This is a genomic window from Streptomyces sp. NBC_00457 (assembly GCF_036014015.1).
GTDB lineage: Bacteria > Actinomycetota > Actinomycetes > Streptomycetales > Streptomycetaceae > Streptomyces.
In genome coordinates this window covers 10,149,690-10,174,580 of sequence record NZ_CP107905.1, presented here as the reverse complement: position 1 = coordinate 10,174,580, position 24,891 = coordinate 10,149,690, and the positions used below count along the sequence as shown (strand labels likewise).

Genomic DNA, 24,891 nt, shown 5'->3' with positions numbered 1-24,891 from the left:
TCAGAGGATGCGATGGGCTTCGAGATCCGTAAGGACCGGACGAAGCCTCTGGGCAGGGAGAAGCTCACCCGGGAGCGGGAGGCGTACTCCCGGCTCATGCAGCAGAGTGTGAGCAGCCGGCAAGCGTGCCGAATCGTCGGGATCGACAAGCGGACCGGCCAGAAGTGGCGCAACGGGCGTCACGCATACGGAAACCGGAAGGCGCTGCCACCGATCAACGCGGTGGCAGCGCCTTCCGGCCGTCCCGGTAGTTACGCGAGGAAGACCTGACCTTCCCCAGGACTTCGCCGAGCGGCGCGAGGACAACTACCGCGAGCTGCGCAAGCCGCTGCATGCGGCCGAGTTCGTCGACGAGCTGCGCGAGCAGGTGGCCACCGCGCTGACACTGCTGAACGGCCGGCTGCCCAAGCTAAGCTGGCTGGACATCGCCGAGCGGAACTCCGGGGCGATCCGGCTGACTCCGACCGCGGCCCAGCCCGAGCCGCGCAACCTGCGCCGGATCAAGGACGAGGTACGGCGCCGGTGGGGCGTCGTGCAGCTCATCGACATGCTCAAGAAAGCGGTGCTGCGCACCGGGTGTGCCGCCGGCACGAACACCGGGATCAAGTCAGTCGCCTCCGGCGGCCACGGCCATACCGAGGACGAACTGCGCTACGTCCGCTACCTCTCGGTGGAGTCCGCCCGCGCCATCGCCGTGAACATACGAACGCCACCTTCGCCGCCCGCAGCACCGAGTTGTGGGGCCAGGGCTCACCGAGTGGCTCTCGCGCCACGGCGGCCGCGGGGGTGCTGATCTACTGGCACGTGGAGAAGAAGTCCCTGGCCATCCACTACCAGCTGATCAACTGCGCCGCTTCCGAGGTGGCCGCGATGGTCGAGGGCGCGATGCAGCACGGCACCAGCATGGTGGTCGAGGCCAACTACACCGACAGCCATGGCCAGTCGGATGTCGGGTTCGGCATCACCCGGATGCTGAACTTCGACCTGCTGCCCAAGATCAAGCGGATCAACATGCCCGTGGCCGGGCCTCGCCGTCATCTCGCCTGGCGCGATACTGGAACGTGGCTGCCCCGGGCCCGCGCCTGGGCAACGGTCCTGGTCTCGCCCGCCTGGTGGCGGCTTTCCGGCGCCGGCCATGTCACTCTGCGATCCCGAACGCGCCATGCGCTGCGTTCTCGAGGAGGCCACCGTCTCGGCCTGACCGCCCGATTCGAACCCTTCGCCGCGGATTGAGCCGGGAGCCTCACGTCATTCTTGTGTCCGACCCACCCCAAACCGAGCGGTCGCAGTTGGCGAGGAGGGCTGCGAGTTCTTGTGCGGCGAGCAGGGTCGGATAGCGGTCCTTGATCCAGTGAGGGCGGATCCGGACGCGGGCGACTTCGGCGAGGATGTCGAGCCCGGTCTCCTCCCTCCTGCCGTTCGGAGTCGGGGGCGACATGCCCTCGAAGCTGTGGGCCCAGACGACGCAGGCGTGTGCCAGGGCGGTGCGGCGGGGCCCGGGAGCCGCGCCGAACAGATCGTGCAGCAGGGCGAAGGCGGTACCGTCAGCGGGGGTGTCGTGGAGCATCGCGGCAATTTCCTGCTCGGCACCCTGGGCGTGCTGTCTGATGCGCTCGGTCAGCTGGTCGAGCGCACGGTCGAGGAGTGTCCGGTCCGGGACTGGGCTTGTGAGGAGTGCGGGATCGAACAGGATGTGCGCGGTCGCTTGGTCGGCGATGTTGAGTTCGACCGCTGCCTCCTCGATCGTGCGGCCGGTGGCTGCCGCGAGGTGGGCGACTCGGGCGCCGGCTTCGTGGCCGTAGAAGGCGGCGACGATTGCGGACAGGCCCAGGGAGCGTTCTGGTTCCATGGGGTGGTCAGGGCGCATGCCGTGCACGCAGCGGTCGGTGAGCAGGCGGGCGGCCGCGGTGAGCAGGCCGCAGGAGTCCAGCAGGTTGGCAGCGATGACGGTCTCCCAGACGTTGAGGTCCGGATCAGCGGCGGCCATGGCGGCCGTGACCGCTTGGTCGTTGCCGCGGACCTGGAAGCCGATCTGGATCACGGTCTCCGGGACGACAGGGTTGACCTTGCCGGGCATGATCGAGGAGCCGGCTTGGAGTGCGGGTAGGACCAACTCGCCGAAGCCGCCGCGCGGGCCCGAGGCCAGCAGCCGGAAGTCCTGGGCGATCTTCGCGAGCTGGACGGCGGCGTTCCTGATCGTCGCGGCCACGCTCAGGTGGTCACCGTGCTGCAACTGGGCCAAGGGGGCGGAGGGGGCGCGTACCGGTAGCCCGGTCACCTCCCCGAGGTGTCGGTGTACGGCTTCGTTGAATCCGGGTGCGGCGCCGACGCCGGTGCCTACGGCCGTGGCACCGAGGGGTATCGAGAGGCATTCGGCGGCGCTGGCGTGCAGGTCGCTGCCGAAGCGGGTGACGGTATGCGCGTATCCGCGGAAGGTCTGACCGAACGTCACGGGCAGCGCGTCGCGCAGGCACGTGCGGGCCATTCGTACCATTCCCCCGTGGGCGGCGGCCCAGGAGTGGAGGCTCTCGGCGAGAGTGTCCACGGCTTGCGCGGCGGCGGTCAGCTCGGTGTGCAGGGCCAGATTGAGTGCGGTCGGCAGGGTGTCGTTCGTCGACTGGCAGGCGTTCACGTCGTCGAGTGGATGGACAGGCCTGCCGAGCAGTTCGGCCGCCCGCCTGGCCAGCAGCTCGTTCAGTTCCATGTTGAGGCCGATGCCGCCCCCGCCGGTGAGGAGGTCGGCGGTCAGCAGCGATGTGTGACGCCCGGCGATTACCTCGTCGGCAGCTGTCGTGATCGCGGCAGCGAGCTCTGCTGAAAGCACACAGGTGTCGGCGTTGGCGAGTGCGGCCGCCTTCTTGACCTGTGCGTAGGCGACGGTCAACGCGGGCTCGCTGCCCCAGGGGCGTCCCCGCTGGGGCAGCAGCCGGTGCGCTGCCGCGTTGTGTGTTCCGGTCACCGGGCGAAGGTCGCGACCGCGATCAACTCGGGGCCGGTGAGATCGGACGGGTGCGATGTGACGTTGTCGTAGACGCCAGTGACGGTGAAGCCTGCGTCGGTGAGCAGGGCCCTCAGCTCTGCGGGGAAGAACTGCCGCAGTCGCACGTAGTCGTCCTCCTCGGAACCGTCGGCGAACGTCCAGTGTCGGCGGCGGGTGAGGAGCTGGGAGCTGCGGTCGAGGTCGTAGTCGGCGTGGCCGGTCGCCTGCACGCCCGCGGTGTCGATCGTGAAGTGGCGGCGCAGGGTGTCCCAGGCGTAGCCATTCACGGTCTCCAGCAGGAGGCGAGCGCCTGGGGCGCAGTGCGCCGCCAGACGCTTCAGTGCTCCGACTATGTCACTGTGGGAGTGCAGGTTCGACAGGGGAAAGCCGAAGCTGATGATCAGGTCGAAGGTGGTGCCGAGGTCGAAGGTGCGCATGTCGGCCGTCACGAATGTGGGTCCGGGGTACGTTGCCGACGCGTAATCGATCATCGTGGGCTGGAGGTCGATGCCGGTGCACTGGTGCCCGTCGGCAGCGAGCATCGCGAGGTCCCGACCAGTGCCGCAGCCGATGTCGAGGATCCGGGCCGGAGCGCGTCCGAGGCCCAGCATCTGGCGGCAGCAGTCGAGATAGGAGCGGTCGGGGCCGTGGAAGACCTCTTCGTAGAGCTGCGGTTCGCGGTACAGGTAGTTCCAGATGGTGGCGCCCGGACGTGCGGCAGCCTTCGTGGCCAGCCGCGGCTGCCGGTCGGTTCCGATCATTGTGTTGTTCTCCACGATGTCCCTCTGATCCTTCCCTATGGCGGTATGCCCTTGTATGTCTGTTGGCTGGGGGTTGTTGAGTGGGGTGGATGGTGGTCGTTGAGCGAGACGGCGACCGCTCGAAAGCCGTGGGCGAGGCCCTGGACGTCGTCTCCGCGCCGCTTGGCGAGCACGTTCGGTTGCGGCGTGGTTTCCGTCGGCGCTGCCGCACGTCAGGGTGCCGGTGGGCGCGTGTACGGCTCGTTGGCATCACCGCTTCCTCCGCCTGCGCCCAGTGGCGCCATCTGCTCGGGGGACGGCAGGAGGGCGACCGGCTCACGGAGGGTGATCCGGGCCCCGTCCTGAACGATGCGGCGGTAGGCGAACAGCAGCACAGATCCAAGTAGGACGCCGACACCGATGATCAGGTCCGTCCAGGTGCCGTACCCGGTCAGCGACGGGTACGCGACGCCGAAGCCGACCAGTACCGCGTTGAAAACCATGAGCACGGCGGCGATCACGACCCATGGCGTGCCGACCTTGATAGGTCGCGGCCAGCAAGGCCGGTCCCGGCGCAGCAGCAAGAACCCGCTGAGTGCGAAGACGTGAGACAACACATAGCCGATGTTGCTCAAGTAGAGGATGGCCAGGTTGCTGGAGACGAACAGCACCAGGAGCACGTTGACCACCATGTCCACCGTCATGGCGCGTGACGGGACGTGGTGTTTGTTCAGATGGAACAGCTGCCTGATGGTCATGTCGTCGCGGGCGATCCCGTACAGCGCGCGGGAGGCGTCCGCGGTGGAGGAGATCATCGACAGCAACAGGCTGCCGATCAGCAGGACGAGCATCATGTCGGCCATGCCGCTGCCGGCGATCTTGGTGAGCGCGGGGATGTAGAACTGCCCCTCGGCACTGCCGGCATCAGGCACGCCGGTCGCTCCGCCCAGTCCCAGCGGGAAGAGCAGGAAAACTCCCAGTGTGAAGGCTGCCGAGCTGCGCATCGCTTTGGAGGTGTCCCGTCGGGTGTCGAGGTATTCGGGGGCGAAGGTCGCGCACACCTCCGAGGTGTAAGCCGACCAGGCGCACAGAAACAGGTAGACCATCGCCAGCTTGATCCCGGCGAAGCCGTGCAGACCCCACGCCATGTTCGAAAGGTGCCAGTCCCCGGTGAAGTAGGGGGCGATCATGATCGCGGCAAGTGGAACCATCAGGCCCGTGCCGGTGACGTAGGAGATCCAGACCGCGGGGCGGATACCGAAGACGTTCACTAGCCACACCAGCACGATGCAGCCGATCGCGATGATGTGGGACAGGCCCACGTGGACCACCCCGTCGAACACCGTCCAGGTGGTGTGAGGGAACCACCGGGCCTGAACCAGGTTGCCGATGACCTTGCCGAAGACCGACAGCACCACCGACCAGCCGATCCAGTAGCCGAACGCGGCCAGTGGGCCGATCAGTGAGAACCTGGCGCGCCAGCCTTCGTGCGCGTACAGCGATATGCCCCCGGGCTTGTCCGGGAACATGCACGCCATCTCGGCGTAGATCCAGCTCTGCAACAGCCCGATGCCCGCCGACGCTGCCCACAGCGCCACCGCGCTCCACGTCCCCAGTGCGCCTATCGAGAAGCCCAGCGCCGCGACAAGGAAGCCCGGATTGCACAGGGCGATGGCGAAGCCGTCCCACCAACGCAGGACCTTCAGCAACTGCCGCTTTTCCACGGCCCTTTCAGTCATCTGCGCACCTTTCCGGGCATGGCGAAGCCTCACGGCAACGCGTCATGGTTGTGTGGCACATCCAGTTGCGGACGACGGGTGTGCCTGTGCTACCCAGGACGGCTCTCCCGCAGGAACTCGGCTACTAGAAATCCGAGTTCAACCGACTGGGCCGCGTTCAGGCGCGGATCGCAAGCCGTCTCGTACCGAGTGCCCAGGTGATCATCGAGAATTTCCTCCAGATCGCCGCCCAGGCATTCCGTGACATCGTCCCCGGTGAGTTCAAGGTGGATCCCGCCCGGGTGTGTTCCTTCTTCCTTGTGCACAGAGAAGAATTCTGCAATCTCGGTGACAATATCTGCCAGGTGGCGCGTCTTGTGCCCGCTTTTGGATATGAATGTGTTGCCGTGCATCGGGTCGCACGCCCACACCGGGGTGTGACCGGCGTTCCGTACGGCACGCATCAGCGGTGCCAGTACCTTGTCCGCTCGGCCGGCCCCGAGGCGGCTGATCAGCGCCAGTCGCCCAGCCGTACGCTCAGGGTCCAAGCGTTCGCACAGGGCACGCAGTTGATCAGGGGTGGTGGACGGGCCCACTTTGACACCGATTGGGTTGTCGATGCCGGACAACAACTCGACATGCGCACCGTCGAGCTGGCGCGTTCGTTCACCGACCCACAGCATGTGCGCGCTGGTGTCAAACCAGGCCTCCCGGCTCTCGTCATACCTGATCAGCGCTTGTTCGTAAGGAAGCAGCAGGGCCTCGTGCGAGGTGTAGAGCTGGATCCGGTGCAGCTCCGCATGCAAGCGGGTGTCCACCCCGCATGCGGACATGAAGCGCAGTGCCCAAGTGATGTCGTCGGCCGCGTTCTCATAGCGCTGACCAGCCGGGCTGCGCCGAACGAACTCCTGGTTCCAGGCGTGAGCTTGCCCGAGGTCAGCGTAGCCACTGCGGGTGAGAGCACGCAGGACGTTCAACGCCGCCAAGGAGTGGTAGTAGGCGCGCAGTAGGCGGTCCGCGTCGGGGCGGCGGGCCTCTGCGGTGAACTCCGGGCCATTGACGATGTCGCCGCGGAAGGCGGGCAGTTCCACTCCGCCCACCACCTCTGTGGGTCGGCTGCGTGGCTTGCCGAACTGGCCCGCGATCCGGCCGACCTTCACCACCGGCAGTCCGGAACCGTAGGTGAGGAGGAGAGCAACCTGCAGGATCATGCCCAGCTTGCTGCGTACGCCCCCCTCCGTACACGAGCTGAAGCGCTCCGCGCAGTCGCCGGCTTGGAGCAAAAAGCCCTCCCCAGCAGCGACCTGGGCGAGCGCCTGCCGCAGGTCGGCGATCTCGTCCGGTAGGACGAGCGGAGGCTGCATCGACAGCGTGTCCGACACCCGCCGCAGGTGCTGTGCGTCGGGCCACTCCGGCTGCTGCTTCGCGGGACAGGAGCGCCAGGAGGACGGGCTCCAACTGGCTGGACGTGGCTGACTCGCCGTGTCCGCCGCAGCCGAGAGGGGAGCCGTGAGCGACGGGTGCATACCGCTGACTGTCATGGGGCCAGTTCCTTAATCACCGTTGCGGGGTCTTTGGCCCGCATGAGCAGTTCCCCGGCGAGGACGGCATCCACGCCGGGCTCCGCCAGGCGCCGGGCGTCCTCGGCATGGCGGATGCCGCTCTCGCCGACGTTCACCTGCCGACTGCCGATGCGGTCCCGCAGGCGGCCGGACGAAGCCCGGTCGATCGTGAAGTCGCGCAGGGCGCGGTGGTTGACGCCGATGATCTGAACGCCGACCGAAAGCGCGGTGTCCACCTCGTCGGCGTCGTGCACCTCGACCAGTGCCTCCATGCCCAGCTCACGAGTCTGGGTGAGGAGTTCTGCGAGGCGGTCGGTGGGCAGGGCCGCGACGATCAGCAGCAGGGCGTCGGCGCCGAAAGCACGTGCTTCCATGACCTGATACTCGTCGACGATGACATCCTCGCGGAGGATGGGAATGTCGACCGTTTCCCGGGTGGCGAGTAAGTGTTCGGGGCTGCCGCCGAAGCCAACCTCATGGGTGGGGATGGAGGAGGCGCCGCCGATCTCGTAGGCCCGGGCAAGTTCGGTGGGCCGGCAGTCATGGGTAAGCGAGACGAAATCAAAGGGCTCCGGCGCCGCACTGGCCAGCACCGACAACTCGGCGTCGCTGCGCAGCTTTCGACGGCGCGCAGTTTGTTCCACGGCCTGGGCCACAAGCTCTGCCAGCACGTCACTCACAGTGCCGCTTCCGCCTTGCCGAGCCGTACGGTCACCCTGCACATCCGCTTCACCGTGGCCATCGCTCGATTTGCGTGTCACACCGCCTCCCGGTAGTTCCAGAGTTGCCAAGATCGCGGCCCGGACGCAGTCCGTGATCAGTGGGGGCGAAGCGATACGCCATGCGGCTGCCGTCGCGCAGCTCCATGCCCCGGGCCGGGAGGGCGCGCGCGATACCCGGTCGGTCGAGGGCCTCCGCCATCGGTTCGACAAGGTGCGGGCTCGGTACGCCGAGGTGCGTAACGGGGCACCAAGATCAATACGAACGCCGAGTTCCTCCAGCACGTCCGCCCTGCCACATGCCGAGGACGCACTGCGATTGCCTCGGTCGGCGACGCGTACCCCGCAAGCAGCCGCCACCAGCGCCGAGGCGGTGGAAATGTTGAAGGTGCCCGGGGCGTCTCCACCGGTACCGCAGGTATCGGGTACGTCGCCCTCTGATTTCACCGGAGTTGCGAACTCGCGAGCTGCATGGGCCATTCCAGTCGGCTCGTCGGCGGACTCACCATGGACCGCAATGGACAGCGCGAATCCGGTGATCTGAGCTGTAGCTGTTGTGGCCTCTCCGCGCATGATTGCGCGCAATGCCTCGGCAGACTCCAGCTTCGTCAGTCTGCGCCGGGCGAGTATTCGCAGCAGGCCAATCATCGCCGAACTCCAAGAAGTTTGCGATCAACTGTTTACCGTGGGGGGTGAGTATCGACTCGGGGTGGAACTGAACTCCGCACGTCGGGTGGTCGCGGTGACGTAGGCCCATGACGATGCCTTCGTGACGCACCAACGCTGTCTTGCCATGCACCGGCTCACCGCGCACCACGGATCCGCCGAAAGCGTCGGCGATACACTGGTGACCGAGACAGACACCAAGGATCGGGAGGCGCCCACTGAGGGCACGGACCGCCTCGACGGAGATGCCCGCCTCGGCCGGGGTGCACGGGCCAGGGGATATCACCACCATCCTGTACGAGGCGAGTTCGGCAATGGTGGTGGCGTCGTTGCGGAACACCGAGGGAGCAGCGCCCAGCTCGGCGAGGTAGTGCACGAGGTTGTAAGTGAACGAGTCGTAGTTGTCGATCACCGCGACGCGCGGGCGGACTACGAACTTCGGACCTGCGTCGGTCACCATCACGCCTCTGCCTCCGCACGCACGACAGCCGTGATCATCGCGCGGGACTTGTGCAGGGTCTCGCGATACTCGGAGGCGGGGTCGGAGTCAGCAACGATACCCGCGCCAGCCTGGACATATACATGATCGTCAGCGACGACCATGGTGCGCAGGGCGATAGCGAAGTCGAGGTGGCCGTTGAAGCCGGCGAAGCCCAGGGCCCCGCCGTAGACACCGCGCTGCTGGGGCTCCAGTTCAGAGATGATCTCCATGGCCCTGATCTTGGGAGCACCGGAGAGCGTGCCGGCCGGAAAGGCGGCGCGCAGTGCGTCCAGTGCCGTGCAGCCATAAGCCAGTTGGCCGGAGACTGTAGATGACAGGTGCATCACGTGCGAAAAGCGCTCCACCTCCATCAGTCGCTCCACCTGAACCGTGCCGGGCTCAGTGACCCGCCCCAGATCGTTACGACCAAGGTCGACGAGCATGAGGTGCTCGGCTCGTTCCTTGTCGTCGGCGAGTAGTTCGCCCTCCAGCTCGCGGTCCGTCTGCGGGTCGGGATGGCGGGGCCGGGTACCAGCCAAAGGGCGCGTCACCACCCGGCCGCCCTCTGTCTTGACGAGCACTTCGGGCGAGGCGCCGATGATGTGCCGCCCCTCTCCGAGGCTTAGGTGGTACATGTACGGCGACGGGTTGGTTGCCCGCAGGTGCCGGTACAGGTCCAAGGGTCGGGTGCGCAGAGGGCGGCTCATTCGCCGGGAAAGCACGATCTGGTAGGCATCGCCAGCAGCGATGTAGTCCCGGGCACGGGAAACCCGGTCAGTGAACTCTTCTTCGGTGAGATTGAATGACCACCCGATCAGAGGATCACGGTCGTCAACACCGGTGCGGTACATCGGGCGGCCGGCAAACCCGCCGGCTGGGCCGGCACTGCGCAGCCGGTCACCGAGCCGCACGATGCGGGCCACCGCAGTGTCATAGTCCTCCGCTGCGGGGCGATACAGAGTGATGAGCAGGACACGTCGGGTGGCGTGGTCGAAGACGACCAATTCGTCAACGGCCAGAAAGCCCGATTCCGGCAGACCCGTCGGCATGCCCTCTGCGACAGGGAGTTGCTCAAAGTACCGTGCGGCCTCAAAGCCCAGGTACCCGACGACGCCGCCATGAAACGGCGGCAGTCCCGGCACAAACGCCGCTGAGCGGGCAAGCCACGGTTCGACTGCGGCCAGCGGATCGCCTGGGGCCAGCGAGAACGGTACGGGACGGTGGCCGACGTATGAGTAGCGGGCAACCCCCCCAGAGACAGGCACGCTCTCCAACAGGAAGCCCGGCTCGTCGGAGTCGCACAGCACCGAGAAGGCGGTTATGGGGCTCATCTCGTCACTCAGGAACTCCTGGTAAAGAGGCACCACTTCGTGGTCCAAGCCCAGGGCGGTGGCAGTAGCACGATCCGGCACAGTGGCGCTTTCCAGCGCCACATTCCGATTGACGTCTTCGTCGAGATGGGTGGTCATATCGCTTTCCTGAGTAGAGGCGATCCAACGGATCGACACGCCGAGAGGGGAAAAGAGATCTTCGTCATGGTGGTGGCGTCCCCCCTTCATGGGCCGAGTGTCCCGGGTTGTGACGATGAATGATCCCGGCAACGCCACGCATCACGCGCTCCCCTCTCTGATGCCGACTCACGGAAGGACATCGAGGTACTCCTTGACGTCCCATTCGGTCACCGCGGCACAGAACCGCTCCCACTCGTCGTTCTTGTAGTGGTGGAACACGCGGTACATGTCGCCGGGCAAGGCCTCTCGGACGACTGTGTCGGTCTCCAGAGCGCGAAGCGCGTCGCCCAGGTTCAGGGGGATCTTCTTGACCTTCTTGCCGCTGGCTATCGCGTCATAGATGTTGCGCTCTTCGGGCGGCCCCGGGTCGAGATTGCGCTGGATCCCGTCCTGCATTGCTTTCAGCAGCGCCGCGAAGGACAGGTAGGGGTTGACCGCCGAGTCGACGGAGCGGTACTCGAACCTTCCGGGGGCGCTGATCCGCAGCGCGGTGGTCCGGTTCTGGAACCCCCAGTCGGCGAACAGCGGGGCCCAGAACCCCGCATCCCAGAACCTGCGGTAGGAGTTGACCGTCGGAGCGGTGATACACGTCAGGGCTTCCAGGTGCTCCAGAACTCCGCCGATGGCATACAACCCGGTCTTGCTCGGCAGCCGGGGGTCGTCCCCTTCGGGGAGGAAGACGTTCTCGTCTCCTTGCCACAGGGAAATGTTGTGGTGGCACCCATTCGCGGACGAACCCATGAACGGCTTCGGCATGAAGCACGGATACAGGTTCATCTCCCGGCCTACCTGGCGGCATATCTGCCGGTAGACGGTGAGATTGTCCGCGGTCACACCGGCGTCGTCGAATGCGAAGTTCAGCTCCAACTGGCCCGGGGCGTCCTCATGATCACCCTGGATCATCGTCAGCCCCATCGCCTCGCCGTACTCGATGACTCGATGAATCACAGGCTGCAGCTCGGCGAACTGATCGATGTGATAGCAGTAGGGCTGCGTCTTGCCTTCGACGGACGGGGTACCGTCCGGATTGAGTTTCAGCCACATCATCTCGGGCTCGGTGCCCATACGCAGCCGCAGGCCAGTCTCACGTCGGAAGTCTTCGTGGATCCGCCTCAGATTGCCGCGGCAGTCGGAGGTCAGGAAGGCACCCGGCTCGTCTTCTTCCTCGCGGCCTCGGAACAACGTGCAGAACACGCGCGCGGTGCTCGGATCCCAGGGGAGGATCCGGAACGTCTCGGGTTCGGGAATGCCCACCAGCTCCCGGGCCTCGGCGCCGTACCCGATGTACTCCCCGGAACGGTCGGTGAACAAGTTGGCGGTCGCGCCATAGACGAGTTGGAAGCCCGTGTCGGCGAACTTCCCCCAGCAGTGCGCGGGAGCTCCTTTGCCCAGCACACGTCCTGTGACCGAGACGAACTGGAAGTATATGTACTTGACGTTGTGCTCGTCGATCAGCCTTCGGACCCGTTCGACCTCCTCGCTCCGCCCCTGCCGGTCGACGAATTCTTCGAGATCCGTACTCACGTTGACTCCTAGATGATCGATTCCGTGCAGCGGGTGTCCATGACAGCGGGCGAACCGAGGGCGATGAGTGAGCGTTCTTTGGTCACGCCGGGTTGTGCAGCGCGTGTCACAGGCTCGCGCCCTGTGCGGCCGACTGGGCCTCCGGGACTTTTGGTGTGTGCGGCCGGGTGGGCCGGCGGGCGAGGCGGTGTCCGGGGTGGTCGTCGCGGAGCCGGACGACACCGGGCCCGTACAGCTTCTCGCGCAGCGCGGACCCTTCGTACTCGCTCCACATCACGCCGCGGTGCTGGAGTTCGGGGACGACGAGCTCGATGAAGTCGGCGATGTCCTGGTACTTCACCGCGTGACCGACGTTGAACCCGTCGACGCCGGTCACCTCCATCCAGCGGATGAGTTCGTCGGCGGCCGTGCCGGGCGAGCCGACGATGGTGGGGCCGGAGCCGACGATGCCGATGAACTCGGCAATGTCGCGGGGCGTCCATTCCTTGTCGGGATCCAGCTGGGACAGGTCCAGCCCGCTCCAGCCGCTGTAGCGGGCCATCGCACCGGTGTCGCTGACCAGTTCGGCGATGGGACGCGTACTTGGCCCGGCCATGGACATGGTGTTGACGAAGACCACCTCGGCGTGCTCAGCGGCCGGTCGCTGTCCCCTGGGCGAGCCGTCGGCCTGGAAGATGGCCGGGGTGCGCGGGGGGACATCTGCCGGTCGACGCCCAAGTTGCGGGCCGCGCTGTCGGAGTAGGAGGTCGACGCAGTCACGCCGAAGCCCGGGTTGTCGGTGACGCCGGCCATCGCCGAGATCAGGAGCAGCGGGTCGTTGGCCGGAAGCTGCGCCGCGTCCGCGAGCGCTTCGGCGACACTGCTCTGATACACGTCGTGGTAGCCGGCGTTGCCGGCGAAAAGGACGCCGTCGAACCGGGCTTCTTCCAGCAGCTTGGCGTAGTCGTGCCAGTACCACAGGTCCGTGTAGCGGTAGCCCCCGGTCGCTCTCATGGCGCCACAGTCCTGCGGACACGTGAGCCGGGCCCTGGAAATCGAAGGCGAACAGGAGTATCCGCCGAGAGGTCATTGCCCTTCTCCGTTCGAGGGTGGTGTACGTGAGTTGTGGTCGGGCGATCCGCGGATCAGGGACGCCGCGTCCCTCGGCGGCGGTCGTCTCGGTCGCGCGACGGCTTCATGCGAGGAGTGGGCGCAGCACGGTGTGTGCCCAGGCGCCGAGCCCGGTGGGAGTCGTCGTCAGGAGGGAGCGCTCGTCCTCGGGGGTGAAGTCCTCCCTCAGACCGGCGGGCATACCCACGAACCCCTCGACCTGCTTGGCGCCGAGTCCTCCCTCCAGGAGCGTCTTGCGAAGGTCGTCATCGCTGATCTCCACGGCCTTGACCGACCTGCCGGTGGACTGCGAGACGATCTCCGCCACCTGCGCGAACGTGAGGTCGCACGGCCCGTGGACAGCCTGTACCTGCCGGCCTGACCACCCCTCATGGAGCAACCTGGCGGCGGCGACGTCTCCGATATCGCGCGGGTCGACCCAGGGCATCGAGTAGTCGAGCGGGAACGTCGTGGCCAGGACGCCCTGTTTGAGCTGGTCCAGGCTCAGCAGGAGATTCGAGAAGAAGTACCCGCAACGCAAATGAGTGACTGCGACGTCCAGCCTGTCGAGCTGCTCCTCGGTCCGGGCGAGTCCGTCGATCTCGCCGACGCCGTGGCGCTTCTCGGCGCCCACACTGCTCAAGAAGACCGTCCGGCCGATGCCGTTGTGCTGGATGGCGCGCACGGCGTTGCCCCCCATCGAGGCATACGCGGCGACCGGGTCCGGGCCGGGGGTGGGAGGGGCGACCCAGAACAGCGCGTCGACGCCCTTGGTGGCCTCGACGACCGCGTCGGTGTCGCGCTGATCGCATCGCACGGCGTGGACCTTCCCGGAGACTTCGGGGCTCAGCTTCGAGGGGTCCCGGAGCAACAGCGTGGGCCGGACTCCTGCCTGGATCAGCAGCTCGGTGACGCGTGATCCCACCTTGCCGGTCGGCGTCGTGACGCCAATCTGCATGACAGTTCTCCCCTTCATCCACAGATAGAACGGTCTTGTCGCCGTTCGGCCGCAACGGCAGCGTCACGCGCTCCACAACAGTCGGCCGCCCTGAATCGCGGCTCCGGAACGGATTCCTCGCTCGCCGACGCGGTCGGATCCCGCGCCGAGTTCAGCTCACGACAGGTCCGCTGGGCGGCGTCGTACGGCATGCCAGTGAACGCCGCCCGCCGGCAGAGGGGCTTGTACAGCTCCGGGTACGGCTCGTGCAGCCGCCTCTCCGGCGCGCGGCGTTCGAGGAACGACGAGTCGGCCACATGCGCAGAGAGCTCCTCCAGATTGCGCAAGGACAGTTCCGCCGGCACGTGACCCGCCGGGACCCGCGATCCGCTGTGCTCCTCGACGACGCCCTCCACCACGGCGGCGCTCTCGTCGCGGGCCGCGACTGCTGCTCGCTCGTCCCACGCCTCCTCGCGCTCGAAGACATCCACTTCCACGCCCTGCTTCCGCAGCGGCATGGCCAGTGTGCGACCGACCGGGCCCGAGCCGGCAATCGCCACCGCGCGCCCGTCCCACTCAGGCATCCTGCTCCTCCAACGGTGCCCGGCTCGCCGACGGAACCACGCCGGCCACACGGAAGTACTCGAACATGTGCTGAACCCATTTCGTATCCGCCGGTGGGAGGGGGCATCCGACGTCAGCGAGAGCGCGACGGGACTTCTGGTTGTCGAACGAGATGTCGCCGAGGCGCATCGCTCCCTCCCGCATGAGGGGCACCAACGGCCCGAGCCCTCGTTCCTGGCCGTCGGCCTCGACCCGCCGCTCCAGTGCGGCCATCCACTCGGCGTGCGGGACCGGGCGCACCACGTACCCCTCCGCGCGGATAACCCGAAGGATCTCCGCCCAGGCGAGCCCGTGCGGGTGGAACAGATGCCAGTTCTCGTTGTCCGCCTTGTCCTCGGACAACCGGACGACCGCCCTCGCCACGTGGTCCACGGGGAGCAGGTCGACGGCCGGCATCCCGGCAATGTCCTCCGGGTAGCAGCCGAGGACCGCGAATCCCCGCATCTGGAGCCAGAAGAAGTCGTCGTGCCGGCAGGCTCCGGTACGGCTGTGCCCGCCGACGCGACCGACGCGGTGCACCGTGACCGGCAGGCCGAACTCCCGTGCCCGCAGCGCCAGATGCTCGGCGACCCATTTGCTCTGCGAGTATCCGATCCCCAGCGATGCGGGATCGCCCGGCACCGCATGCTCCTCGACCAGGCCCGCCGTGGAGTCCGGCGGGAAGACACCGAGCGTCGAGACCACTCGCAGGGGCGTGCGGTTGACCCCGCAGAATTCGAGCAGCCGCCGCATGCCGTCGACGTTCGTGTGTTTCACGGTCCGGTACGGGACGACGAAGTTGATGTGGGCGGCCGCGTGATAGACCTCGCTCACCCTGCGCGCCCATGCCTCGTACTCCTCCCCGAGGCCGAACCGAGGCCGGGACAGATCGCCGGGACAGATGTCCACCTCGTCGATCCTGGAGGTGTCGAGCGCAAACTTCCGGAACGTTGCACGGAGACGCTCGCGCCCCTCCTCCTCGCTGGGAGCGCGGATCAGACAGGCAACGCGGTGGCCAGTGCGCTGCAGCTCATCGAGGAGATGGCTGCCGAGGAACCCGGTCGCCCCGGTGAGCAGCACCGTCCCGTCCACCGGCCGGTGCCGCTCCCCCACGACGAGGTCCCGCAGGCGGGCCTCGTCGCGCAGGTCCGGAAGGTCATTGGACCGGCCGTCGCCGAGGCTCCGCACCATGCCGCGCACCGTCGGCGTACTCAAGAGCACCGAGAGCGCGACGTCGGTGCCGAAACGCTCCTTGGTCAGCCGGTGCAGCCGAGCGGCGAGCAAGGAGTGCCCGCCCTGCTCGAAGAAGTCGAGGTCCGGTGCGGCGGGCCGGTGCCCGAGCACCTGGGCCCACAGCTCGGTCATCGCTTCCTCGGCATCGCTGAGGACCGCACCCGGCCCCACCGCACCCTCGTCGCGGGAATCCGGCGGAGCGTCGGCCTTCAGCAACGCCTCCAGCGCCCGACGGTCGGTCTTCCCGTTCGACGTCAGCGGGAAGGCTTCGATGCATGTGACCGTCCGGGGGATCATGTAGCCGGGCAGGACGGCACCGAGGCGCTCCCGCCAGTCCGGCGGGAGCGGCGCGTCGCTCTGCGCGAACGCGTGCAGGACACGGTCACCACCCGCGGGAACGACGATCACCGCCGCCGCGTTCACGTCCAGCTCCCGCTCCAGCGCGGCCTCGACCTCACCCGGCTCGACGCGGTACCCGCGGATCTTGACCTGATCGTCCGCCCGCCCATGGAAATGCAGACGCCCGTCCGCCGCAAGCACGACAACGTCCCCGGTGCGGTACATCCTCTGCCCCGGGACGAACGGATCGGGGCCCATGGCCCGGCTCGTCTTCTCCGGCAGGCCGATGTACCCGGGCGAGACGACCGGTCCCGCCACGCACAGTTCCCCCTCGACTCCGAAAGGGGCACGCTGGGCCGCGTCGGCGTCGCTGAGCACGTACGCGTCGACACCCGCGACCACCCGGCCGATCGACGGGAGGGTGGGCCACGTGCCGGGGTCCGCCGGGAGGCGTTCCTCGCTGCACAGGTGCGCCTCGGACGGGCCGTACGCGTTGATCAACCGGGCCTGCGGGTTCCGCCGGAACATCTCGCGCAGGTCGTCGGTGACCACCAGCCGCTCGCCAGTGACGTACACCTCGCGCAGGTCCGGCAGGCGCCTCGCGGACGACCTCAAGACGGCGGCGAGCTCGCGGAGAGCGACGTAAGGGAAATACGCCCGCTCGACGCGCTGCCCGGCCATGAACGCGGCCAGTTGCTCGAAGTCGGTGCGGGCACCGGCCGGTGGGATGATGAGTGTGCCTCCGGTGCACAGGGCCCCGAAGACCTCCAGAGTGAACACGTCGAACGCCGGCGGCATGTACTGCAGGGTCCTCATCCGGCGGCCCGAGGAGAGGATCTCCTGGTTGCGGACCAGATTGGCCAGCGTGATCTCCGGCAGCGTGACTCCCTTGGGGCGTCCCGTCGACCCGGAGGTGTAGACGATGTACGCCGCGTCCTCCGGCGTCTTGCGTCGGCCACCGGGAACCGTTTTGTCCCGTCCAGCCCCGAACATCTCGACGACCTCAAGGCCCTCACGCAGCTCCACACCCGCCATGTCGGTCCCGGCCGCGCGCACCAGGATCTTCGCGCCGCAGTCGTGCAGGGCGAACCTCAGCCGCTCCGGCGGATGGTCGGCGTCGAGCACGACGTAGCTGCCGCCGGCACGGAGGATGCCGAGGATCGACACCACGAGGTCGGCACCTGGACGCATCAGCACCGCGACGGGGGCACCGTCGCGCACTCCCCGGTCCGCGAGTCCCGCCGCCACCGCCTCGGCCCGCCGTGCCAGCTCGGCGTAGTCCGTCTCCACGCCGTCCGTCACGACCGCCGGATCATCCGGTGTCGCCTCGGCGCTCGCGGTGAACAGCTCCGCCGTCAGCTCGGTGCCCAGCTCCGGCGCGTCGGCCCGACGGGCGCAGAACCGGGCGATCGCCCGTTCCTCCTCCTCACCGGTCCAGCGCAGGTCGTGGACCCGCGTATCCGCGTCGTTCAGCACGCTCGCGACCAGCGTCCCCAGACGCTGGGCCAGATACTCGGTGAAGCGCTCGCCGTCGTCCGCGGCCGTCGTGTGCTCGACGTTCAGCGTGTAGTGGTCCGGCGTCTCGTCCACCCAGATCGCCAGATCGTATTTCGCTCCTCCTGGCACGTGCTCCCAGGTATCCGCGCCCCACTCGCGCAGGTCCAGCCTGCGGGACCCGGACGGCATCACGGTGATCATGGCGCTGAAGGGGTCGCCGGTACCGCCCAAATCGGCGCCGGACGCACGCAGGCCGCCCACCACCGCCTCCAGTGGGGTGTGCCGGTGGCGGAGGGCGTAGAGGATCTCCTTGTTCACGTCGCAGAGCACCTCGCGCGCGGTCATGCCGGCACTCAGCCGGTGCCGGAGCACCAAGGTGTTGGTGATGTGCCCGAGGACCTCGGCTTCTTCGCTGTCCCGCAAGGTGAACGGGACACCGAGGAGGACGTCGTCCTGGCGAGTCTGCCGGTGCAGCAGCATGAAGACGAGGGCGACGAAGAACATGGTGGTGGTGAGGGACTCGGCGCGGCAAAATTCGCCCACCCGCGCCGACAGCTCTTCATCGAGGACGAACTGCCGGGTCACGTGGCGCGGAGGGCCCTCACCCGGCAGGCCGATCGGCGGCGGGGCCGGCGCGTTCGCCAACTTGTTCCGCCAGTAGTCCATCCCCTCGTTCGTCAACCGCTCGGACCAGCGTGCGTAGGACTCGACGGCCTGGCGCCGCGCCGGCACGACCGGCTCGTGCCCCCCTGCCAGCGCGGTGTAGGCGGCTTCGAGCTGGCGGAGGTAGGGCTTGAAGGACATACCGTCGAAAACAGTGTGGTGGATGTTGAACACCAGCACACTGCGGCCCTGGGCGACGAGGCGGAGGTGCCGCACCCGGGCGAGAGGGCCGGCGGACAGGTCGAAGGTGGTCCCGGCGACCTCCGCCACCTGCTCGGCCACCCAGTCGTCGGGGGCGGGACCGGCGTGGTCGCGCACGTCGACGAGCGGTTCGAGCGCCTCGTGCACGATCTGGCTCAGATCACCGTCGGCGTTCATCTCGAATGTGGTGCGCAGCGCGGAGTGGGCCCGGTGCACGGCTCGTAGCGCCTCGATAAGCAGGGCATGGTCCAGCGACGTCTGCAGGCGCAGCAGCAGGGGCTGGTTGTACGCCGTGGGATCCGCGCCGTGGACGCTCGCGAACCACATGCCGGGCTGGGCGGGCGAGGCGGGGAAGCGCCCTGCCCCGGTCGCCGGCTGCTTGGTCGGAGCGGTCATGTCAGTCCCGGCCTCGCTTGGTGCGGATCAGGTCGGCGACCCCGCGCACGGTGCCGGCCTCGACGATCTCGTCGGGTGCCAGGGCGACTCCCACCACGTCCTTGAGCCGGGCGCCGAGGTCGATCAGATGCAGCGATGTGACCCCGCTTTCGAGCAGACCGTCGTCCAAGCCGATCTCCTCGCCGTCGCGGACGTCGCGCAGTGTGGAGGCCACGACGGCGGCGAGCCGGTCCTGCGTCTCCTCGCCCCGGGACCGGCCGGTGACGCGGGCCGCGAGCCACGACGCGAGCTCTTTGCGGTCGATCTTGCCGTTCGCGTTGAGGGGGAGGGCGTCGAGGACGAGCACCTCCGACGGGACCATGTAGTCGGGCAGGCGCCCCCGCAGGTCCTTCAGCAGATCCCGCTCCACCAGGTCATGGTCGGGCTCGGGCACGCACCACAGCGCGAGCCGGTCCGCCGCCCCGTCGCTGGGCATGGCCTGCGCCACCGCCCGCTCGACGCCGCGCACCGTCTCGGCGGCCAACTCCACGTGCCGCGGCTCGACGCGGAACCCACGGACCTTCACCATCTGGTCCGTGCGGCCGGCCAGCACCAGCTCGCCGTCCCCGGTCAGGTTGGCCAGGTCACCGGTGCGCAGCAGCCGTCGACCCTCGTGGCGGACGAACTTGCGCTCCGTGGACTCGGGGTCACCGAGATATCCCAGCGCGAGGCAGTCACCCGCGATGCACAGCTCGCCTATCTCGCCGGGCGGGCATTCCTCGAGCGACTCCGTCCGCACCGATATCTCGACGGCCGGCAGGGGGCGCCCGATCGGGATCTCGGCGGTGGAGAGATCCTCCGGAGTGACCCGGTGCAGCGTGGCGATAGCGGAGCTCTCCGTGCACCCGTAGGCGTTGAACAGGTCACCGGCCATGACGCCGAGCGCACGCTCGACGTACCGCGTGCAGGGGAAGTCACCGCTGACGATCACCGATCGGACCCGGGCGACGACCTCCGGATGGTGCTCGACGAGCAGGTTGAGCAGATCCATGGAGAGGTTGAGCACCGAGATCCGTTCGCGTTCCACCAGCCGCGCGAGAGCGCCGAGATGGGGCATGTCCTGCGGGGTGACGGTGAGCCGGCCGCCTCGCAGCAGGCAGATCCAGATGTCGGTGGTCGAGGCGGCGAAGGTCGGCTGCGCGAGTTGCAGGAACCGGTCCTCCGGTCCCGGTGTGAAGCCGGCGAGGTGTCGGGAGAGCCGTGCGATGCCCCGATGGGCGATGACGACGCCCTCGGGCTCGCCGGTCGAGCCCGAGGAGAACAGGACGAACGCGGGCGCGTCCGCGTTCACCCCGCACCGCACGGGTTCACCGGACGCCGCCGTGGCCGAGGAGAGCAGGTCGTCGATCGGGATGCAGGCCCCGCGGATGCCGTCGGCCGCCTCGGCCCCCGTCACCGTCAGGGACGGCTCGGCGATGCGGCACATCCGTGCCTTGTGGTCGGCGGGGTGGCGGGGGTTGAACGGGAGCACCACGAGGCCGGCCTTGAGGACACCGAGGAAGACCTGAAATGTCGCAAGGCTGCGGTCGACGTGCACCCCGACACGCTCGCCCGGGGGGAGACCGCGGTCGCGCAGCACCCGCGCTATCCGATTGCTGTGGGTGTCCAGTTCGGCGTACGTCAGTGTCGTACCGCGGTCGGAGATCGCTTCGCGCGCGGCGTGCTCCCGCGCTGTCCGTTCGAAGGCGTCGATGATCGTCTCGGTGGTGGCCTCGACAGTGCCGGCGGCGACCGTCGCCGCGGTTCGGAGCGGCGTGGCACTCACTGGGTGTGTCATCGCGTGAAGTCACCCTTCCGATTCTCGGGGGATTCCTGCAGACCCAGGTGGACCTGGCTGACGCGGCCGAACGGCGTCGCCGGGTCAGCCAGGTTCAGCGGCAGGTCGAAGTGGTCCCGGTCGGCCATCGACCGTGCGGTCACCGGGACTCCGAGGGCATCGAGGTACGCCGCGTCCCGCTGGAGGCACCCACGCGCAAGCGGCATGGCCGTCCCGGGCTCAGCAGGTGCCGTCATGCCGCACCCGCTTTCCGCTCGCCGTCGACCCGGACCCGCCCCGTGACCCGCACCTGCGCCACGCCGTTGCGCACCGAGCTGGTGCAGCGCAGAACCGCCTCGGTACCGTGCCGCGTCACTTGGCGGACCGTCACCGGTGCACCACGGTCGCCGGAGTCCAGGCCCAGCGCCGTGAGGCCCAGAGCGGAGGCCGCCGGGAGGCAACCGGGGTCCTCGGGGATGCCGAACCCAGGGGCGAAGACGCGTGCCAGCACCTCCCTGCGGTCCGGGTCCCATCGGAAGAGCGTGAGATCGGTGAGGCCCAGGTCCGCCATCTGCGCGGCGTCCGGAGCGGGCAGCGCCCGCGGATCGTCAAAGACGCGCAGCACGGTGAACCCCCTGCCGACCCCGCTGGCGCGCGGCGTGCCCTCGTAGCCGCGGAACACGGTGGGATCGGCCGGGATTTCGTGGTCCACGACCGGCCCGGTGAACGGCACTTCGACCTCCCGGCCATCGGTCCTCAGCCACTGGCACCCGGCCTCGTCGGTCCGGCCGACCTCACCCGGGTCGAGATACCCCCTGCTGACCAAGAGGGCGGCCACACCGGCCAGCGAGTGCGTGCCGAACGGCGTCTCCCCACCGGTGTTGAAAATGCGCGTCGCGAAGGTCCGCTCCGTCCGGGAGCACGCGCTGACCAGCGCGCTCTCGCACGACTCGTCGGTCGTGCGCGCGTGCGCGGCGGCGTACGCGACCGCGTCGGCGTCACACGGTCCGTCCGGGACGAGCACGTCGAGCGCGCTGCCGCGACCGGAGGCCGTGCCGAACATGTCCACCCTTGTCACGTGCATCGTTCACCCAGTGACTGCTTGGCGGCGAAATCGACGATGACCTGCTCGTCGCCCTGGTAGGGCGGTTCGGGGCGAGGCCAGTGCACGACGAGGTCGGTGAAGCCGGCCTCCTCCAACTCGCCGGCGGCGTCCTCGTAGGCGGCCACGGACCCGGTGATACCGCCCACCGACGCGTCGGCCACGAACAACCGGCTCAGCGTGGCGGGGTCTCGTCCCTCGCGCTCGCACGCCGCGTCGACGCCGCTCATCTGCTCCCGCAGGACCGGCATGACCTCACGCAGCGGCCTCATGCTGAAGTCGGAGGGCGGGCCTGAGGTGACCCAGTACTGCCCGAAGCGCGCGGCCAGCGCGATGCCCCTCGGCCCGGTCGCCGCCACCGCGAAGGGCAGCCGCCGCCCGTCCTCGGCCCGTGGGCGGAAGTTCGCCCCGGACGCCGTGTACCAGGCCGATGCCTCGTGCGCAGTGCCGCGGACCAGCAGGGAGTCGAGCATGCGGATGAACGCGTCGAACCGGTCGGCGCTCTCCTGCGGGCGGAGTGCCGCCCTTCCGAGAATGCTCGCGTCGTACCCGGGCGCGCCGGCACCCAGCCCGCAGATCAGACGTCCCTCGCCGACGTCATGGACGCTCACGAGTTCCTTCGCGAGCACCACGGGGTGCCGGAAGTTCGGGGTGGCCACCAAGACGCCGAGTCCGATGGAGCGGGTGACCGTCGCCGCGGCGGTGAGCGTCGGAATCGCGCCGTACCACCGGCGATCAGCCAGCCAGCGCCACATCAGGTGGTCATAGGTCCAGGCGTGGTCGTATCCGAGCTGCTCCACGCCCCGCCACCGCTCGGCCGCCACCTTCCATTCGTGCTCGGGAAGCAGCACGATGCCGTGCCTCATGCGCCCACCCCCTGGAGCTGCTGTCCGGCGACCAGTCGGGTCGCCTCGTCGAGAGTGCTGAGCACGCGGGGAACCAGCGTCATCGTGCTTCCGCCGGACGGCCCGGTGACGACGGGATGATGGTGCCCGTCGACGTTCGGGTACAGGCCGTTGTGTGCCAGGTCCGCGCCCACCTCCGCGACGCGCACGCGGAGAGGACGGATGAACTGGGCGCGGCTGATCGGGCGACGCACCGTGAGGAAGAAGCTGTCGTACAGCTCCTCTTTCTCGCGGGACACGGTCGCACTCACCGTCTGCGCGGATTGCTGAAGCAGTGAGCGCCCGTTCGGCACGAGATGGGCGGCGATGTAGTCGTGGGTGGCGGCGTTCCTCGCCACGGCATCGGCGAGGGATGCGCACAACGGGTTGTCCTGCCAGGGCAACTTGCCCCGGAAGATATGGCGGACCGGCCGGTAATCCGGCGCCCAGGTGCCGCTGAAGGCCGGGTGCTGCAGCGACATACGGTGCCGGATATGGCTGTGGTAATGAGCTCGCGGCACCGTTGACGAGTAGAGCAGCATCGCACTGTACGCATCCACGCAGACGGCCAGGGTATTCAGCTCCGGAGCGCTCGGCATGTTGTCGCGGCGGTACCCGATGATGTCGTACATCGCACGCCATAAAGCGAACGAGATCTGATGTCCCGTGATCCACCGATACCAGAAGATCCGCTCCGGGTCGACCGGGTGCACACCAAAGATGCTGTATTCCGGAATGCCCGGCTCCACGGTGTCGTCGTCGAGGATCTCCTCACTCGACGGCTCGAACTCCTGCCCTGGTGCCGGCAAGAGCAAGGGGCGCAACTGCAACGCGGGAGAGTCGATCTGGCCCGGTCCTATCAGCCGCCCGTGTACGTCGTTCATGTCGCTGCACCCGAAAAGTAGATGAACTCCAGCTCAAGGCCGTTGGGATCCAGGACGTAGAGACTCTGCATCCCGTCGTCGTCGGTCACGATGTCCGACGGCGGCTCGTCCCGCCTCCACTGGATGCCGTGCCGCTCCCGGACCTGCCACCAGCGCTTCCGAAGCTCGACGAGGTCCTCGTGGCGGTCCACGGTGATCCCGATGTGCTGGAACTGATAGCCGAGCTGGTCGGGCCCGTCCTGGGTGTGCCCAGCCCGGTCGAAGACGTGCAGCCGCAGGTCCCCCACCTTCAGCTCGACCAGCTTCTCGATCCCCGGGAGACGCGAGTGAGTGAGCGGCGAAAACGTGCTGAGCGACCACTCCACCGTCGCCTCCAGGAACTCCTCATACCATCTGGTCGTGGACTCCACATCATCGGTCTGAATGGCGACATGGTGAATTCTCGGCGTGATGGCAAGCGCGTTCATCGGAGCCCTTTCGTCACGGAGATTCGACCGGCGTATCGCTCCCGTCACTAAGCGAGTCAGTGTGTCCGATCCCCTCTGGACGGGTCGACCAGCCAGCACTGTTAAAGTCTCCACAACCGACGGCGTCAGGGAAATCAGAGGATTCTCAAGACAGTCTTAAGAGTTTTAAGGCGCTGTCGGGTGACCATTGCCCCACGATGTTTCGAGCGAATGTCTTGCTGATCTGCACGGAACCACCAGGCGGCCGTCGTCCGGGAGGCAAGGCAAGCTGGCTGGTTCTGCACACGGGCACTGAGCACTGGGCACAGGGCGGCGTCGTTCAGGTGGTGTGGCCGGGTTGATGAGGCTTGGGTGCAGATCTTCTGGGGGTGCCTCGTTGGGGGTGATTCGCAGAGGTTCGGGATGTAGCTGGTCTTGCCGACTTCCACCGTCGCCGGGGTCGAGCCCGCCGTGAGGCGTGCGGGTGCTGAGCGAGGGTGGGTGTGGTGTGCCCTCGTTGTTGGAGGCACTGGAGGCCAGGCGGGCTGAGGAGCGGCTGGCGCGGTTGCAGATCGCGCGCGAGACGGTGGAGGAGGTGCCGGCCGCGCCGTCTTCGCCGGTGCCGGACGCGGATGCCGCGGGTGGGGGTGCCGGCGGGGTCGCTGTGGCGCTGGTGAAGGCCGAGGCAGAGCTGGACGTGACGGTGATGTCACCGGAGTACCGGGAGATCATCGCTTTGTTCGCGGCCTCGGGGGCGGCGATGCGCTGCAAAGAGATCTGCCCGCACCTGGGTCTGGGGACCGAGCCGCGGCATGTCGAGGGGATGCGCTCGAAGCTGAAGAGGCTCGTGGAGCGCGGGATCCTGGCCGAGCCTTCTTCCGGGCTGTTCAAGGTCGACGGCAGGAAGCAGGGGTGGTGAGC

Annotated in this window: 21 protein-coding genes and 2 pseudogenes; 4 read left to right on the top strand and 19 right to left on the bottom strand. The window is 67.9% G+C overall.

From position 1 onward, the window contains the following. Positions 1-12: 12 nt before the first annotated feature. The 3 genes and pseudogenes from OG828_RS49765 to OG828_RS46375 all read left to right on the top strand — a co-directional run. Positions 13-255, top strand: a pseudogene (locus OG828_RS49765) (IS30 family transposase); the annotation flags it as partial. Positions 256-367: 112 nt separating this feature from the next. Next, positions 368-793, top strand: coding sequence for a hypothetical protein (locus OG828_RS46380; RefSeq protein ID WP_328442105.1), 426 nt, complete (start codon positions 368-370; stop codon positions 791-793). Next, positions 787-1,233, top strand: coding sequence for a Tn3 family transposase (locus OG828_RS46375; RefSeq protein ID WP_328504554.1), 447 nt, complete (start codon positions 787-789; stop codon positions 1,231-1,233). Before OG828_RS46380 ends, OG828_RS46375 begins: the two co-directional genes overlap by 7 nt. A gap of 10 nt (positions 1,234-1,243) precedes the next feature. On the opposite strand, the gene OG828_RS46370 is transcribed toward OG828_RS46375, so the two are convergent. The 19 genes and pseudogenes from OG828_RS46370 to OG828_RS46280 form a co-directional block, all read right to left on the bottom strand. Then, on the bottom strand, positions 1,244-2,959 hold the full coding sequence (locus OG828_RS46370) for a lyase family protein (RefSeq protein ID WP_328504553.1): 1,716 nt from the start codon (positions 2,957-2,959) through the stop codon (positions 1,244-1,246). Further along, entirely contained in the window at positions 2,956-3,756 is an 801-nt protein-coding gene (locus OG828_RS46365; protein WP_328442102.1) for a methyltransferase domain-containing protein, read from the bottom strand. Before OG828_RS46365 ends, OG828_RS46370 begins: the two co-directional genes overlap by 4 nt. 197 nt (positions 3,757-3,953) lie before the next feature. Continuing rightward, positions 3,954-5,459, bottom strand: a complete 1,506-nt coding sequence (locus OG828_RS46360; RefSeq protein ID WP_328442101.1) for an APC family permease — start codon at positions 5,457-5,459, stop codon at positions 3,954-3,956. 89 nt (positions 5,460-5,548) lie between these two features. Then, the gene (locus OG828_RS46355) at positions 5,549-6,979 is read right to left on the bottom strand and encodes a class II 3-deoxy-7-phosphoheptulonate synthase (RefSeq protein ID WP_443060251.1); all 1,431 of its coding nucleotides are present in this window, start codon (positions 6,977-6,979) and stop codon (positions 5,549-5,551) included. Next, complete coding sequence (locus OG828_RS46350) at positions 6,976-7,680, bottom strand: indole-3-glycerol phosphate synthase TrpC (RefSeq protein ID WP_328442100.1); 705 nt, start codon at positions 7,678-7,680, stop codon at positions 6,976-6,978. The genes OG828_RS46355 and OG828_RS46350 overlap by 4 nt, the downstream gene beginning before the upstream one ends. A 118-nt stretch (positions 7,681-7,798) precedes the next feature. Next, positions 7,799-8,292: pseudogene (locus OG828_RS46345) on the bottom strand (anthranilate phosphoribosyltransferase); the annotation flags it as partial. Continuing rightward, positions 8,222-8,845: an anthranilate synthase component II gene (locus tag OG828_RS46340; RefSeq protein ID WP_328442624.1), complete on the bottom strand. Its 624-nt coding sequence runs from the start codon at positions 8,843-8,845 to the stop codon at positions 8,222-8,224. The pseudogene OG828_RS46345 and the gene OG828_RS46340, both read right to left, overlap by 71 nt. Continuing rightward, on the bottom strand, positions 8,845-10,335 hold the full coding sequence (locus tag OG828_RS46335; RefSeq protein ID WP_328442622.1) for an anthranilate synthase component I family protein: 1,491 nt from the start codon (positions 10,333-10,335) through the stop codon (positions 8,845-8,847). Before OG828_RS46335 ends, OG828_RS46340 begins: the two co-directional genes overlap by 1 nt. Positions 10,336-10,503: 168 nt before the next feature. After that, positions 10,504-11,901, bottom strand: coding sequence for a glutamine synthetase family protein (locus OG828_RS46330; protein ID WP_328442099.1), 1,398 nt, complete (start codon positions 11,899-11,901; stop codon positions 10,504-10,506). A gap of 106 nt (positions 11,902-12,007) precedes the next feature. Beyond that, a complete protein-coding gene (locus OG828_RS46325; RefSeq protein WP_328442098.1) occupies positions 12,008-12,496 on the bottom strand; it encodes a hypothetical protein in 489 nt (162 codons plus the stop codon). 579 nt (positions 12,497-13,075) lie between these two features. Beyond that, positions 13,076-13,948, bottom strand: coding sequence for an NmrA family NAD(P)-binding protein (locus OG828_RS46320; RefSeq protein WP_328442097.1), 873 nt, complete (start codon positions 13,946-13,948; stop codon positions 13,076-13,078). A 14-nt stretch (positions 13,949-13,962) separates the two neighbouring features. Continuing rightward, complete coding sequence (locus tag OG828_RS46315) at positions 13,963-14,511, bottom strand: hypothetical protein (protein ID WP_328504552.1); 549 nt, start codon at positions 14,509-14,511, stop codon at positions 13,963-13,965. Beyond that, entirely contained in the window at positions 14,504-18,859 is a 4,356-nt protein-coding gene (locus OG828_RS46310) for a non-ribosomal peptide synthetase family protein (protein WP_328442095.1), read from the bottom strand. The genes OG828_RS46315 and OG828_RS46310 overlap by 8 nt, the downstream gene beginning before the upstream one ends. Before the next feature lies 1 nt (position 18,860). Then, the gene (locus OG828_RS46305) at positions 18,861-20,675 is read right to left on the bottom strand and encodes a non-ribosomal peptide synthetase (protein ID WP_328442094.1); all 1,815 of its coding nucleotides are present in this window, start codon (positions 20,673-20,675) and stop codon (positions 18,861-18,863) included. After that, complete coding sequence (locus OG828_RS46300; protein WP_328442093.1) at positions 20,672-20,911, bottom strand: hypothetical protein; 240 nt, start codon at positions 20,909-20,911, stop codon at positions 20,672-20,674. The genes OG828_RS46305 and OG828_RS46300 overlap by 4 nt, the downstream gene beginning before the upstream one ends. Continuing rightward, entirely contained in the window at positions 20,908-21,732 is an 825-nt protein-coding gene (locus OG828_RS46295; protein WP_328442092.1) for a hypothetical protein, read from the bottom strand. The genes OG828_RS46300 and OG828_RS46295 overlap by 4 nt, the downstream gene beginning before the upstream one ends. Further along, positions 21,729-22,622: an LLM class flavin-dependent oxidoreductase gene (locus OG828_RS46290; RefSeq protein ID WP_328442091.1), complete on the bottom strand. Its 894-nt coding sequence runs from the start codon at positions 22,620-22,622 to the stop codon at positions 21,729-21,731. The genes OG828_RS46295 and OG828_RS46290 overlap by 4 nt, the downstream gene beginning before the upstream one ends. Next, the gene (locus tag OG828_RS46285; RefSeq protein ID WP_328442090.1) at positions 22,619-23,524 is read right to left on the bottom strand and encodes a hypothetical protein; all 906 of its coding nucleotides are present in this window, start codon (positions 23,522-23,524) and stop codon (positions 22,619-22,621) included. The genes OG828_RS46290 and OG828_RS46285 overlap by 4 nt, the downstream gene beginning before the upstream one ends. Next, complete coding sequence (locus OG828_RS46280; RefSeq protein ID WP_328442089.1) at positions 23,521-24,039, bottom strand: VOC family protein; 519 nt, start codon at positions 24,037-24,039, stop codon at positions 23,521-23,523. The genes OG828_RS46285 and OG828_RS46280 overlap by 4 nt, the downstream gene beginning before the upstream one ends. A gap of 451 nt (positions 24,040-24,490) precedes the next feature. On the opposite strand from OG828_RS46280, the gene OG828_RS46275 reads away from it, so the two are divergent. After that, on the top strand, positions 24,491-24,889 hold the full coding sequence (locus OG828_RS46275) for a hypothetical protein (RefSeq protein WP_328504551.1): 399 nt from the start codon (positions 24,491-24,493) through the stop codon (positions 24,887-24,889). The last annotated feature ends 2 nt before the right edge of the window (positions 24,890-24,891 follow it).

What these genes read in the sequence shown, in the direction of transcription:
- OG828_RS46360 (WP_328442101.1), bottom strand. Translation starts at nt 5,459, where the DNA reads ATGACTGAAAGGGCCGTGGAAAAGCGGCAGTTGCTGAAGGTCCTGCGT.
- OG828_RS46355 (WP_443060251.1), bottom strand. Translation starts at nt 6,979, where the DNA reads ATGACAGTCAGCGGTATGCACCCGTCGCTCACGGCTCCCCTCTCGGCT.
- OG828_RS46340 (WP_328442624.1), bottom strand. Translation starts at nt 8,845, where the DNA reads ATGGTGACCGACGCAGGTCCGAAGTTCGTAGTCCGCCCGCGCGTCGCG.
- OG828_RS46335 (WP_328442622.1), bottom strand. Translation starts at nt 10,335, where the DNA reads ATGACCACCCATCTCGACGAAGACGTCAATCGGAATGTGGCGCTGGAA.
- OG828_RS46325 (WP_328442098.1), bottom strand. Translation starts at nt 12,496, where the DNA reads ATGGCCGGGCCAAGTACGCGTCCCATCGCCGAACTGGTCAGCGACACC.
- OG828_RS46320 (WP_328442097.1), bottom strand. Translation starts at nt 13,948, where the DNA reads ATGCAGATTGGCGTCACGACGCCGACCGGCAAGGTGGGATCACGCGTC.
- OG828_RS46315 (WP_328504552.1), bottom strand. Translation starts at nt 14,511, where the DNA reads ATGCCTGAGTGGGACGGGCGCGCGGTGGCGATTGCCGGCTCGGGCCCG.
- OG828_RS46310 (WP_328442095.1), bottom strand. Translation starts at nt 18,859, where the DNA reads ATGACCGCTCCGACCAAGCAGCCGGCGACCGGGGCAGGGCGCTTCCCC.
- OG828_RS46305 (WP_328442094.1), bottom strand. Translation starts at nt 20,675, where the DNA reads ATGACACACCCAGTGAGTGCCACGCCGCTCCGAACCGCGGCGACGGTC.
- OG828_RS46300 (WP_328442093.1), bottom strand. Translation starts at nt 20,911, where the DNA reads ATGACGGCACCTGCTGAGCCCGGGACGGCCATGCCGCTTGCGCGTGGG.
- OG828_RS46290 (WP_328442091.1), bottom strand. Translation starts at nt 22,622, where the DNA reads ATGAGGCACGGCATCGTGCTGCTTCCCGAGCACGAATGGAAGGTGGCG.
- OG828_RS46285 (WP_328442090.1), bottom strand. Translation starts at nt 23,524, where the DNA reads ATGAACGACGTACACGGGCGGCTGATAGGACCGGGCCAGATCGACTCT.